14 protein-coding genes are annotated in these 13,038 nt (G+C 32.5%); 10 read left to right on the top strand and 4 right to left on the bottom strand.

Annotated elements, in window-relative coordinates:
• Window positions 1-6 precede the first annotated feature (6 nt).
• Window positions 7-2,232, bottom strand: coding sequence for a TonB-dependent receptor (locus AAFU52_RS00770; protein WP_438424725.1), 2,226 nt, complete (start codon window positions 2,230-2,232; stop codon window positions 7-9).
• A gap of 51 nt (window positions 2,233-2,283) precedes the next feature.
• On the opposite strand from AAFU52_RS00770, the gene AAFU52_RS00765 reads away from it, so the two are divergent.
• The 10 genes from AAFU52_RS00765 (at window position 2,284) to AAFU52_RS00720 (ending at window position 10,241) form a co-directional block, all read left to right on the top strand.
• A complete protein-coding gene (locus tag AAFU52_RS00765) occupies window positions 2,284-2,970 on the top strand; it encodes a metal-dependent transcriptional regulator (protein ID WP_024771301.1) in 687 nt (228 codons plus the stop codon).
• Between the two features lie 81 nt (window positions 2,971-3,051).
• The gene (locus tag AAFU52_RS00760; protein ID WP_024771300.1) at window positions 3,052-3,831 is read left to right on the top strand and encodes a 3'-5' exonuclease; all 780 of its coding nucleotides are present in this window, start codon (window positions 3,052-3,054) and stop codon (window positions 3,829-3,831) included.
• A gap of 24 nt (window positions 3,832-3,855) precedes the next feature.
• Window positions 3,856-4,467, top strand: coding sequence for a fumarylacetoacetate hydrolase family protein (locus tag AAFU52_RS00755; protein WP_024771299.1), 612 nt, complete (start codon window positions 3,856-3,858; stop codon window positions 4,465-4,467).
• Entirely contained in the window at window positions 4,468-4,806 is a 339-nt protein-coding gene (locus tag AAFU52_RS00750) for an Hpt domain-containing protein (RefSeq protein ID WP_024771298.1), read from the top strand.
• Between the two features lie 2 nt (window positions 4,807-4,808).
• Entirely contained in the window at window positions 4,809-6,050 is a 1,242-nt protein-coding gene (locus tag AAFU52_RS00745) for a CinA family nicotinamide mononucleotide deamidase-related protein (protein ID WP_438424719.1), read from the top strand.
• Window positions 6,051-6,772: 722 nt separating this feature from the next.
• Window positions 6,773-7,012, top strand: a complete 240-nt coding sequence (rpmB, locus tag AAFU52_RS00740; protein ID WP_024771296.1) for a 50S ribosomal protein L28 — start codon at window positions 6,773-6,775, stop codon at window positions 7,010-7,012.
• A gap of 26 nt (window positions 7,013-7,038) precedes the next feature.
• Complete coding sequence (rpmG, locus tag AAFU52_RS00735) at window positions 7,039-7,221, top strand: 50S ribosomal protein L33 (RefSeq protein WP_024771295.1); 183 nt, start codon at window positions 7,039-7,041, stop codon at window positions 7,219-7,221.
• Between the two features lie 6 nt (window positions 7,222-7,227).
• On the top strand, window positions 7,228-7,380 hold the full coding sequence (locus AAFU52_RS00730; RefSeq protein WP_084050429.1) for a DUF4295 domain-containing protein: 153 nt from the start codon (window positions 7,228-7,230) through the stop codon (window positions 7,378-7,380).
• Window positions 7,381-7,504: 124 nt separating this feature from the next.
• Window positions 7,505-8,458 carry a signal recognition particle-docking protein FtsY gene (gene ftsY, locus AAFU52_RS00725; RefSeq protein ID WP_024771294.1) on the top strand — a complete coding sequence of 318 codons (954 nt, stop codon included), beginning with the start codon at window positions 7,505-7,507 and terminating at the stop codon, window positions 8,456-8,458.
• Between the two features lie 109 nt (window positions 8,459-8,567).
• The gene (locus tag AAFU52_RS00720) at window positions 8,568-10,241 is read left to right on the top strand and encodes an amidase family protein (protein ID WP_438424716.1); all 1,674 of its coding nucleotides are present in this window, start codon (window positions 8,568-8,570) and stop codon (window positions 10,239-10,241) included.
• A 156-nt stretch (window positions 10,242-10,397) separates the two neighbouring features.
• On the opposite strand, the gene AAFU52_RS00715 is transcribed toward AAFU52_RS00720, so the two are convergent.
• The 3 genes from AAFU52_RS00715 to AAFU52_RS00705 all read right to left on the bottom strand — a co-directional run bounded on the left by AAFU52_RS00715 (window position 10,398) and on the right by AAFU52_RS00705 (window position 12,917).
• On the bottom strand, window positions 10,398-11,738 hold the full coding sequence (locus tag AAFU52_RS00715) for a hypothetical protein (RefSeq protein ID WP_438424714.1): 1,341 nt from the start codon (window positions 11,736-11,738) through the stop codon (window positions 10,398-10,400).
• 9 nt (window positions 11,739-11,747) lie between these two features.
• Window positions 11,748-12,656, bottom strand: a complete 909-nt coding sequence (locus tag AAFU52_RS00710) for a glycosyltransferase family 2 protein (protein ID WP_438424711.1) — start codon at window positions 12,654-12,656, stop codon at window positions 11,748-11,750.
• 120 nt (window positions 12,657-12,776) lie between these two features.
• Window positions 12,777-12,917: a hypothetical protein gene (locus AAFU52_RS00705; RefSeq protein ID WP_438424708.1), complete on the bottom strand. Its 141-nt coding sequence runs from the start codon at window positions 12,915-12,917 to the stop codon at window positions 12,777-12,779.
• Window positions 12,918-13,038: the final 121 nt, after the last annotated feature.

Raw genomic sequence — 13,038 nt, 5'->3', positions numbered from 1 at the left:
TTGAATTTACAAGGAATAACGAACACCTAGAAAACCTCGTATTCCTTGATTAGAGGCATATATGTAAGTAGTATCAAAATCTGGTCCAAATGGATCATCAGCTCCGGCTATTAAAAAAGGATTTCCTTGACTCGGTGTCCAGTCTAATAAATTTTTGACACCTCCATAAATTTCTATATTGTTTTTGGTTTTGTGAGAGAATTGTATGTTTTGTATACTCCACCACGGTGATTTGTCTCTTCGGGGATCATCGGGGCCTTGAGTTGCTAATCGCATAGGTCCGTATAGGTTTCCTGTATAGTCTAGTGTTAGGTTAAGAGATTGTATTTTATAAGTAACACCCCAGGTTCCGGTAAAACTTTCTGTAAGTATTTGGCGTGTAGTTACTCCATTCTCTGTATTTGAAACATTAAGCCCACTCATTCCCAATGTAAATTTTAAGCCATTAGAAAAGTTAATATTGGTATTAAGACTTATACCAGTAGATACTGCATGACCGTCTAAATTGCCATATCGTATTTCTGAAGAATTTGTTTCATAATCAGGGATAATGGCATTTGTAAAGTATGTATACCATGCAGAAGCATCTAAACCTACAAAGGTTCCGTTGTCAAAAAATATTTTTTTAATGTAATTTAGATTTATATTATAAGATTCTTCGGGATCGAGATCTTCTTCGATAATCACCTCGCGAGAACCTGTAAGAGCCGCATGATCTTCTGTAAAAAGATTAACTACTCTAAACCCTGTGCCTGCATTAAATCTAAAAATATTTTTATCATTAATACTCCATTTATAGGCAAGTCTTGGGGTAAAAATAGTTCTGTGTCGGTTATGATAATCTAATCTTGCCCCTAATAATAGTTTATGTTTGGAGGCCAGTGTGATTTCGTCTTGTAAAAATATACCTGGAGTGCTTGTTTCTTCGGGATTGTTGAGGTTATTTGTCGCTGTTGCTGGTGTATTGTCATCGTAATATTGATATCTATATGCAGCTCCGAATAAAAGATCGTGTGATTTTAGTTTTTTATCCCAGGTTAATTGAGTGAAACCAATGCGTTGTTTTGCTTGGTAGGACACGATTCCATAATATGAATCTTGATCGTGATCTGTATATGAAAAAGAGAGTGTTAAAGGTTCTTTTACTGGTAATTCATAATTGCCAAGTATTTCATAACGTGCTGTATATATACTCTCCCCATATATTTGATCGTTTCCTCTAAAATTCGAATTCCATTCATTTTCTCCTCCCCATCTATCTTCATAATAAAACCTACCAGCAAGCGTAAAGTTTTTTCCACTTTTACGTTTGAAATTCCATTTGTTAAAAATAGATATACGGTCTTGCAATGTAAGATCGGTAAACCCGTCATCGTTGTTGTCTATGACTTGATCATAATAAAAATAATTTGCGCCAAATAATGCTGTGGCATTACCTAATTTGGTTTTAAAACCAAAATCTATATTGGTTTCACCCCAGCTGGTTGCAAAAACATCGGTACTCACTTCGGGAGCATCATTAGGGTTTTTTGTAATAACATTGATGAGACCTCCAACAGCTTCACTTCCATATAGAGATGAAGCAGGTCCTTTTACTACTTCAATTCTATCGATTAATGAATTAGGTATTCCTGATAATCCATAAACGGTTGATAATCCACTTACAATAGGCATTCCGTCAATCATTACCAATGTGTAAGGTCCTTCTAAACCATTAATGTGTATATCTCCAGTGTTACAAATACTACAGTTAAGTTGTGGTCTTACTCCGTTTACGTTTTGTAAAGATTCAAACAAATTAGGTGTTGGGTTTTTTTTGAAAAATGTAGGAGAGTAGATTTCTACAGGAACGGGACTTTCTGATCGGCTTACGGCTTTCAAAGTTCCTGTGATTACCACTTCATCGAGAGATGATCCTTCTGACATAACAAGGTTTATTTTGTTTTCTCCAGCTGTAATAGAAACCTTTTTTTTAATAGGGGTGTAGCCTGTAAATGAGGCAACCACTTTATAACTTCCTGTTGGTATGTTTTCTATAATAAATACTCCATTCTCATCACTCGAACTTCCTAAAGATGTTCCTTCTATATAAATATTAGCAAAAGGAAGTACTCCGCTATCATCGTATATCACTCCTTTTAGTGTATTGGTAGAATTGAGCTCTTGGGAGTATAATGAGTTGCAAGTCAGGCAGTTTGTAAAAGTAAGTAAGATTATTATACGTAATTGCATTAGGTTTAGTAATTTTGTTTTATTATTTCGACAAAACTAAAAAAGTTAGCCATGACTAACAAATTAAATTTGAATAATTTAACAAAAAGTGAAGAAGATTACTTAAAAGCTATATTTCAGCTACTTATTGAGGATGATTCTGTAAAAGTGGGAAATAACCAATTAGCAGATTACCTTAAGGTTTCTCCGGCTTCTACAAATAATATGATTAAGAAGTTGAAAACCAAAGGTTATGTAGTAAGTGAAAAGTATGGTAAATTAGATTTAACAGAAGAAGGTAAGTCAATTGCAGTACGATTGATTCGTAAACACAGGTTATGGGAGACTTTTTTATGTAACTATCTTAATTTTACCTGGGATGAAGTTCATGATGTAGCAGAACAATTAGAGCATATTAAATCTCGTAAGTTGATTGATGAATTGGATCGGTTTATGGATTTTCCTAAAAAGGACCCTCATGGTGAGATGATTCCTAATGCAAATGGAGAATATTCGATTATACCAAAAATTATGCTTTCTTCTTTATCAGAAGGGGATGTTTGTCAACTTGTTGCTGTAAATGATGGATCTGTTCATTTTTTAAAATATGTATCAGAAATCGGATTGGCATTAAGTAGTGAAATAAAAATTCTTGAAGTTCGGGAATTTGATAAATCAATTCGTATTAAATTTGATAATATAATAGAAACGGTTACAAGAAAATTTGCGGATAATGTATTCGTTAAGAAGGTTGTATAGTTTTTGCAAATGTTAAAATAGAGCTAGTCTATAAGAATGTTAAAGAATAGCTGTTATCTTTGAGTATCACACAATCAATTTATGGAGCTTAATTTAAAAAGACCGATATGTTTTTTTGATCTTGAAACTACCGGCATAAATATTTCTAAAGATCGAATTGTAGAAATCTCTATTCTAAAAATATTTCCGAATGGTACCCAGGAAAGTAAAACCTGGTTGGTTAATCCTGAAATGCCAATACCTGCAGAAACTACAGCAGTGCACGGTATCGATGACGCTAAAGTAGCTAATGAACCTATTTTTAAGAAGTTAGCTGGTAAAGTTAGTGAAATGATAAAAGGCTGCGATTTGGGAGGTTTTAATTCTAATCGGTTTGATATACCATTATTGGCTGAAGAATTATTACGAGCGGGATTAGATTTTGATATGAAAAGTACAGTTGCAATCGATGTTCAAACCATTTATCATAAAATGGAAAAGAGAACATTATCTGCTGCATATAAATTTTATTGTGATAAAGATTTAACAGATGCGCATTCTGCTGAAGCCGATACACTCGCTACCTATGAAGTGCTAAAAGCGCAGTTAGATCGTTACCCAGAATTAGAAAACGATGCTAAATTTTTGTCAGAATTTAGTTCTAGAAAACAGTTTGCAGATTTTGCCGGTTTTATTGCTTATGATGATAACAAGAAGGAAGTTTTTTCTTTTGGTAAACACAAAGGTAAATTGGTAGAACAAGTGATGGAAGAAGAGCCAGGATATTTTGGATGGATACAAAATGCAGATTTTCCTTTATATACCAAAAAAGTACTTACAGCTGTTCGACTTCGTAAGTTGAATAATAGCCTGAATTTATAATCATTTCTCTTATTATTTTATATCATGAAACTTATTTGCATAGGTCGCAATTATACAGATCATATTGAAGAATTGGAGAATGAAAGGCCAGAAAATCCAGTGGTTTTTATGAAACCAGACACTTCTATTTTGTTAAAAAAACAACCCTTTTTTATTCCGGATTTCTCAGATGATATTCACCATGAAGTTGAGGTATTGATAAAAATAAACAAAGTAGGTAAGCATATTGATAAAAAATTTGCTCATAAATATTATGATGAAATAAGCCTTGGGATAGATTTTACGGCACGAGATTTGCAAGCTAAACTCAAAGCAAAAGGCCTTCCTTGGGAGAAAGCTAAGGCCTTTGATGGAGCGGCAGTAATAGGAGCATGGGTGTCTAAAGATAAATATGACGATATCGATTCTATTGATTTTCGATTAGAGAAAAATGGTAATATCGCACAGCAAGGGAATACAAGACTTATGTTGTGGAAGATCAATGAATTAATAGAATATGTGTCAAAATATTTTACTTTAAAGATAGGAGATATTATATTTACAGGTACACCAGCGGGTGTTGGAGCGGTAAAACCGAACGATACTTTGACTGGATATATAAACAACCAACAATTTTTTTCAATAAAAGTAAAATAAATGAGCAAAGGATATAGTTTAAAACATGTAAATGAATTATCAGGAGGCGATAACGAATTTATAGCTGTCCTGGTACAGACTTTTCTAGAAGAAATACCACCAGATCTCGATAGTATGGTTCAAGCTGTAAATTCTGATAATCCACAGATGGCATATCAATATGCTCATAAGATGAAACCTAATCTTCAATTATTTGATATTGATCTTTTAACGCAAATTAAACAGATTGAAGCTTGGTCTAAAACGAAGAAAGCAAAAGAAGAGATTATACCTATTCTGGATCATATTGTATCTACAGTGAATGGGGCTCTCGAAAACCTGAAAGCAGATTTTAACTAAGTATGCTTGCAGAAATTATTACTATAGGAGACGAAATTCTGATTGGACAAATCATTGACTCTAACTCTGCATTTATTGGTAAAGAGCTTAATAAAATTGGGATAGACGTGCATCAAATCTCATCTATAAAAGATGATAAGCAACATATTCTCGATGCAATAGCAGAAGCTAATAATAGAGTAGATGTTGTATTGATAACAGGAGGTCTTGGCCCTACAAAAGATGACATTACAAAACATACCATTTGCGAATATTTTGAAGATACATTGGTAGAAAACAAGGATGTGCTTGCACATGTCGAAAGATTATTTGCTAAATATATTTCCACACCAATTTCTGAAGTAAACAGACAGCAAGCACTTGTACCTAGTAAATCAACCGTTTTGATGAACCTCTATGGTACAGCTCCCGGGATGTGGTTAGAAAAAGAAAACAAAGTTTTTATATCTATGCCCGGAGTTCCTTATGAAATGAAAGGGTTGATGAAAGATGAGGTGCTGCCTAGGTTGCAAAAAAGATTTAACAGGCCATATATCATTCATAAAACAATACTTACCTATGGTATGGGGGAAAGTGCAGTGGCAGAAAAAATTGAAGACTGGGAGAATGATTTACCTCCATTTATCAAATTAGCATATTTACCCAATTTAGGAAGAGTAAGACTTCGTCTTTCGGCAAGAGGGAGCGATAAAAAACTCCTCGAGGATACTATAGAGAATAAGATATCAGCATTAAATCTTATAATAGGAGATATTATTGTAGGATATGAAGAAGATGAAACTATAGAGGCAAGAATTGGCCAACTATTGATTAAGCAAGGTAAAACACTTTCGGTTGCAGAAAGTTGTACAGGTGGTAAAATAGCCCAATCATTTACAGCCAATGCGGGTGCTTCTGCTTATTTTAATGGCGGAGCTGTTACCTATGCTACACAATCCAAAATAGATATATTAGGTATAGATCCTGAGATTATTAAAAAATATACAGTGACCAGTATCGAGGTTGCAGAAGCCATGGCTATAGCAGCAAAAGAAAAATTTAAATCAGATTATGCTATTGGTACTACAGGTAATGCTGGACCTACAAAAGGTGATGGAGATGTCGAGGTAGGAACAGTTTTTATTGCAATAGCCTCTCCAAAAGGTGTTTTTTCAGAGAAATATGTTTTTAGTAATCTTAGAGAGCGAACCATTGGCAAAGCTGTAAATAAATCTTTCGAACTATTACTTAATGCATTACTTTAAAATCATTACCACCTAACCTATAACTCAGGTATTCTTTACTCTAATTTACAATATCAATAGTGCTTATCGATATGTTTTTGCAATTCATCGACAAAAAAGCGCGATTGAACTGTAAAACGTGTTTTTAAATAATATACAGAAGTAGTTTTACAGTAATCAAAGCAATATTGATAACTATGAAAACTTTATTTCTTTCTTCTAAAATGATACTTTCTTCACTAATAGGAATGTTAGTGTGATTAACCATAACAAGAAAAGCAAATAACAATATGTTTGGTTCAGAAATGGAAACTTTTAAATATGTAAATGAATTAAATGATTCTATGAAACAGATAGAAAATAATATACGGAGTCAAAATGTTGAATACACCGATCAAGGTTTATAAAAAAAGTTTTTGTCATAATTAGGTTAGTTAGGTTTTATTGGTGTTTAGTATGTGTTTATATTATAAAACACAACAAAAAAAGTGGGTCATTTTTTAATGACCCACTTTCGTTTACTACTTAATTACCCCATATTAAGTAGTTAGTTACAATTGTAAAACTAACTGATGTAAAGATAGATGTAATGTCGTATTTTTGAAATACGTAAAAATACCTGTTTTTTGATTTTTCTAAAGCAGTAAAAAAAAGAAGAAAAATTACCAAACTATTATTGGTGGTTCGGTAAATAATTCGTTAATTTGCACCCTGTTTTGAAATAATACCAAAATTAAGAAGAGATGTCAAGAGTTTGCGAGCTTACAGGTAAAAAAGCAATGGTTGGAAACAATGTTTCCCACGCGATGAATAAAACAAAACGTAAATTCAATGCGAATTTAATTAAAAAGCGTTTTTATATTCCAGAAGAAGATCGTTGGGTAACACTTAAAGTGTCAACCGCTGCATTAAAAAATATAAATAAGAACGGAATCTCAGCTGTTTTAAAAGAAGCAAGAGCAAAAGGTTTCTTAAATAAATAATCTCTTTATTTTAAAAGATACTTATAATGGCAAAGAAAGGTAATAGAGTACAGGTAATCTTAGAATGTACAGAGCATAAAGCTTCTGGTAAACCGGGTACATCAAGGTATATTACAACCAAAAATAAAAAGAACACTCCAGACAGAATAGAATTAAAGAAATTTAATCCTATCTTGAAGAAAATGACTGTTCATAAAGAAATAAAATAATAAGAGATGGCAAAGAAATCAGTAGCATCATTACAAACAGGATCAAAGAGATTAACTAAAGCCATTAAAATGGTAAAATCTCCAAAAACTGGAGCCTATACTTTTGTAGAATCAATTATGGCACCAGAGGCGGTAAGCGATTTTTTAAAGAAAAAGTAATTCCGTACAAAATATTTTAAAAAGAAGCCGTTTCAATTGTATTGAAATGGCTCTTTCTTTTTATATTTAAGCAATATAACTAAATGTTTTAGTTTTTTAATTTCTAGCATATTGAATAGTACAAATGGGGCTTTTTAAAAATATATTTTCTTCAGAGAAAAAAGAAACACTAGATAAAGGATTAGAGAAATCAAAAACAAACTTTTTCTCTAAATTAAGTAAGGCAGTAGCCGGTAAATCTAAAGTAGATGATGATGTTTTAGATGATCTGGAAGAAATATTGGTTACAAGTGATGTCGGAGTTAAGACTACCATTAAGATTATTGAGCGTATAGAGAATCGGGTAGCAAAGGATAAATATCTTGGAACAGATGAGTTAAATCAAATCCTTCGCGAAGAAATCGCTGGTTTACTTTCTGAAACTAATGTGGGAGAAGCTACTGATTTTGAAATTCCAAAAGATAAAAAACCATATGTAATAATGGTGGTTGGGGTAAATGGAGTAGGAAAAACCACTACAATAGGAAAACTAGCCTATCAATTAAAGAACAAAGGATTAAAAGTGGTATTGGGTGCTGCAGATACATTTAGAGCAGCTGCAATCGATCAACTACAAGTATGGGCAGATCGTGTAGATATTCCAATCATAAAACAAGACATGGGAAGCGACCCTGCTTCTGTGGCTTTTGATACGCTACAATCTGGAGTAAATCAAGATGCCGATGTTATCATTATAGACACAGCAGGTAGATTACATAATAAGGTCAATTTAATGAATGAGTTGACAAAAGTAAAACGAGTGATGCAAAAAGTTATAGGAGATGCTCCTCATGATGTATTATTGGTTTTAGATGGTTCTACAGGTCAAAACGCATTTGAGCAAGCAAAACAATTTACAGCAGCTACAGAAGTTACTTCATTGGCTGTAACCAAACTTGATGGAACCGCCAAAGGCGGAGTTGTAATAGGAATAAGCGATCAGTTTAAGATTCCGGTAAAGTATATAGGCGTAGGAGAAGGGATAAAAGATCTTCAGGTGTTTAATAAATACGAATTTGTAGATTCTTTCTTCAAATAATATTTGTTACAAAAAGGTTAAAAAAGGCGATGAGAAACATTCTCACCGCCTTTTTTTATATTTTAAAGAATTGTAGCATTTAAAAATGACCTTTACACAACATATCACAATGAGAAAGATAGTATTTGTTTTAATTTCAATTTTTGTTTTTATTTCTTGTAAAAAGCAAGATAAGACAGAAACACAATTAGAAAAAGAACCAAGGGTAGTTTGGGAACCATATGATGAAGCTGCAGATTTGGCGGCTACAGAAATGTTGGAACAGACAAGGATGCATTTAAAATTAATAAATTCTAAAGTGCTGGATAAAAATGATATCTGGAAAACTTTGGAATCTGAGTTAGATTTCTTTTCTGAAAAAAAATATAATGATTTAAAAAAGTTTATTCTCGAAAAAAATATTCCCACTATTCAACAACAAATAAAAGATGGCAAACTTACCTATGAAGAGTTAACACTTTTCTATATCTATCGTATCAGAAAGTACGAAAGTGATAATGCATTATCTTTAAATTCGGTAATTTCCCTTAATCCAAAAGTAGTAGAGCAAGCTAGAGATTTGGATAAAATGGATAAAAAGAATATTGATATTAATTCTATTTTCGGAATGCCGATTTTGTTAAAAGATAATATAGGAACAAAAGATATGGTAACTACAGCGGGAGCCGTAGCGTTACAAAATAATAAAAGTAAAAGTGCATTTATCACAGAACGATTATTAGATAAAAAAGCATTAATTCTTGGTAAGGCTAACTTAAGCGAATGGGCATATTTTTTATGTTCGGGATGCCCTGTTGGATATAGCGCTATAGGAGGACAGACACTTAACCCTTATGGTAGAATGGTTTTTGAGACTGGTGGTTCCAGTTCGGGGAGTGGAGTTGCTGTTGCAGCTAATTTTTGTGTTGCCGCAATAGGAACAGAAACCAGCGGATCTATTTTGTCACCATCTAGTCAGAATTCTGTAGTAGGTTTAAAACCTACTATAGGAGTATTAAGCAGAACAGGAATAGTACCTATCTCAAGTACATTAGATACCCCGGGGCCTATGACTAAGAGCGTAATTGATAATGCTATCTTACTTAATGCTGTTATAGGTAAAGATGATAATGATGCTATCTCTAAAGCTATAGACATAAATTTTATGGACTCAATTAAGGAACGTTCTCTAAAAGAAAAACGTTTTGGAGTAATTAAAGAACTTTTAGAAGATTCTATCTATAAAATTGCCGTAGAAAAAATAAAGAAAGCAGGAGGAGAGATCATAGAAATTGAACCAGAACGAGTACAATTACCAGGTTTTCTAAGTATTTTAAATATAGACATGAAAAATGATCTTCCTGTATATATAAGTACTCAGTCTGGGAGTGATGTTGCCGTTAAAAATATAAAAGATGCAATTGCATTTAATCAACAGGACTCGATAAAACGAATTCCTTATGGGCAGCAGTTGTTTGAAGGTATCCTTGCAGATAGTACTACTACCGAAGAATTGAATGTAATAAAAGAAAATCTAAAAACGATCGCACGTAATTATTTTGATACTCATATTGATAAACATCAACTGGATGTGATACTATCCATAAATAATTATCATGCGGGCTATGCTGCTGTAGCCAAATATCCTGCTCTTACGGTCCCTATGGGGTATACAGGTAAAGGCGAACCAAAAGGACTTACATTTATAGCTAAACCTTTTTCTGAAGCCTTATTGTTGCAATTAGGTTATGCTTACGAACAAGCTACAAAAGAAAGAAAAGAACCTGCTAATTATATGGATTAAGAATAAGATTGCTCCAGATATTGTCTGTTTTTAGTAATCAAAAAACTTTCTAAAAAAGGTGCCTGAAAAGTAACTAAATTTAGTTTTCTTTCTGGTTTTTCACAGCTGCCAATAAGGGCGACTAATGCTATAATAGAAATTGTTTTAAGAATTTTTTTATGATTTGTCTTCTAATTCTAACTTTTTAGAGCTCTCTTTAGGTTCAAAAAGTAATAAACTAGTAAAAATGAAAATAGAGATTAGTGACAATGTCGAAAACCTTAACATAAACCATGGATGTCCTGCTGTGTGATTTATAAAAGTTGTATACCAAAAAAAGGGAAATATTGCTGCTGCTAAAAACAAACAGTTAGATGTTTTATGTAACAAAATTTGTTTAAACCTAATAATAACTGCACTAACTAGGCCTAGTCCAATAAAAATCAAACTTAGATATACAAATTTTTTGTTACCCGAGCCTAGAAAATATAGATAATCAATCAGTCCAGTATACACATCTCCTATACTGTATGTTTCTCCATTTATTCTATAGGTAAAGGTTTCATAAAAAACTTTAAAAATAGAATCATTTACCAAGAAATATTTAACTAATAAAAAAACTACAAATGTGCCGACAAAAGAAATCCCATAAGTAAATAATAGTCGAAAAATTTTAGAAAAGTTGTATGTCGAATCAATTCTATTTTTTATAGCTCCAAAAATTAGAATGCTAATAATGCAAAACGGCAAAATGCCAATTAAATATTCTATATATGCACTTAATGATCCAAAAATAATACATAGAATAACATTTTTTTTGTAGCTCAAACCCCAATGGATTGACCACATCAAAATAGCAAAAAAGCCAATACTGATCCAATCACCAAGACCGTGACTTAAGTTTTGACCAAAAAAATCAAAACCATGTAAAGTTAGTAACATAATTACAGCTCCCATTCCAGCAATTGCTAGACCCGGTCCTTTGAATTTTTTATCGCTAACTAGAATTAGTGCTATTCCAGAAAGGGCAGTCAATAGAATGGTGATAAATTTTAATAAAGCTCTATATAATTCTAAAGGAATTATAGAACAAAATATCGATGTTACAGCTACAGTTCCATGATTATATTGCCAATACATATGTACTGTAGACATTAATTCTTCTTCATCTTGTTGTTCAAAAACATAATCATATAGCCATTGACATTTAGCTTCTCCAGATTTAGGTCCTAAAAAAGCATTTTCTTTCCAATCATCACTAAGATGTAGTGCTTGCATTAGCACTAGACAATCCTGGTATTGATGATTACCTCTCCATGCATCTAATCCGTATGTGTTTCCTCCTACATCAGATTTTAATAGATGGGATTTCGCAAATGCCTGTTTTGTTCTTTTTACAAGTTGATCTCTGGGAATAAATGCAGAAATAATGTTTAATAATATAAGGAATGTTATACAAGCAAAAAACCATAGAATATAAGAATGTATACCCGCGAATTTTGTTTTTAATGTTTTCATGAAATTAATTTAAGAATTATTATACTGCTGCATAAAATTAGCTTGCCTGCTAATTTTAATACCATCAAGTATTAGACCTGTGAATATCGATAAAAACCCTCCAAGTCCTAGTATAGAAGAAATGAATAAAGTTGGAAATCTTTCAACTTTTCCTGTATTCAAAAAATCAGAATATACCGGGAAAAACAAAATCAAACTAGTTATAAATAAAAATATTCCTAAAAAAGAAAATACTTTAAGTGGTGAATGATCTCTAAGAAAAAGTAATAAATAAAATAATATCCGGAAACCATCACTTAATTTATTCAATTTGCTTTCGGATCCTTCTGCACGAGCAAAATATTTTGTAGAAACTTCATAAAAAGGCAAACGATAAGTTACTAGATGCGCATTAATTTCTGTCTCTATTTCGAACCCTTTCGAAAAACAGGGAAATGTTTTTGCAAATCGACGAGAAAATACTCTATACCCAGAAAATAAATCATTGATATTCATTTTAAACAAGATTGAGAAAATTTTGCTAAAGAATTTGTTACCAAATTTATGCCCTGATCTATATTGACCTTCATCATGACCTACTCTGGCGCCAATAACCATATCCAGATTTTTTTCTAAAAGTACTCTTACCAAATTTGGTGCTGCATCTGCTTCATACGTATCGTCAGCATCTGCCAATATATAGACATCTGCATCCACATGAGAGAGTAATGCTCTAACAGCATTTCCTTTTCCTTTTAATGGTTGGTCTATAACAAAAGCGCCTGCGTCTAATGCCAATTGTCTTGTATTATCTGTACTATTATTATCACAAACCCAAATATCGGCTTTTGGTAATGCCTTTTTAAAATTTTGAATTGTAACTCCTATGGATACCTCTTCATTATATGCTGGTAATAAAACCGCTACTTTTTTTTTCAAAACTGTGTTTTTAATTAAGAAGTGCTTTTTTGCTTTTTCTTTACCTGATAACTGGCACTCTGACCACCTCTTACTGCAGAGGTATGACTTCCGTCAAGGTCAACACAGGAAAGGCCAAACTTACTTTTGTTTCTCTCTAATAGCTTTTCCTAACATTGCTGCCGTACTACTAAAAGACACTATTTTCTGTAATGATGGTAGACCGATTGCCAACCTAATACCACCCTTGTAAAGAGGGCCTTTACCGGTAAATAGTTCCATTGAACACCTGTCTTTAGCTTATATTTATTGATAGGAAGGAATGGTATAATTTCAATTTCTATCATATCTTTGTCTAGTGCTAAGTGTATAACGATTTGTTTTTAAATATCTTACGTGTATT

The organism is Aquimarina macrocephali, assembly GCF_051627225.1.
GTDB classification, from domain to species: domain Bacteria; phylum Bacteroidota; class Bacteroidia; order Flavobacteriales; family Flavobacteriaceae; genus Aquimarina; species Aquimarina macrocephali.
Note: the sequence above shows the minus strand (reverse complement) of the source record. Positions and strands in the feature narration are given on the sequence as shown.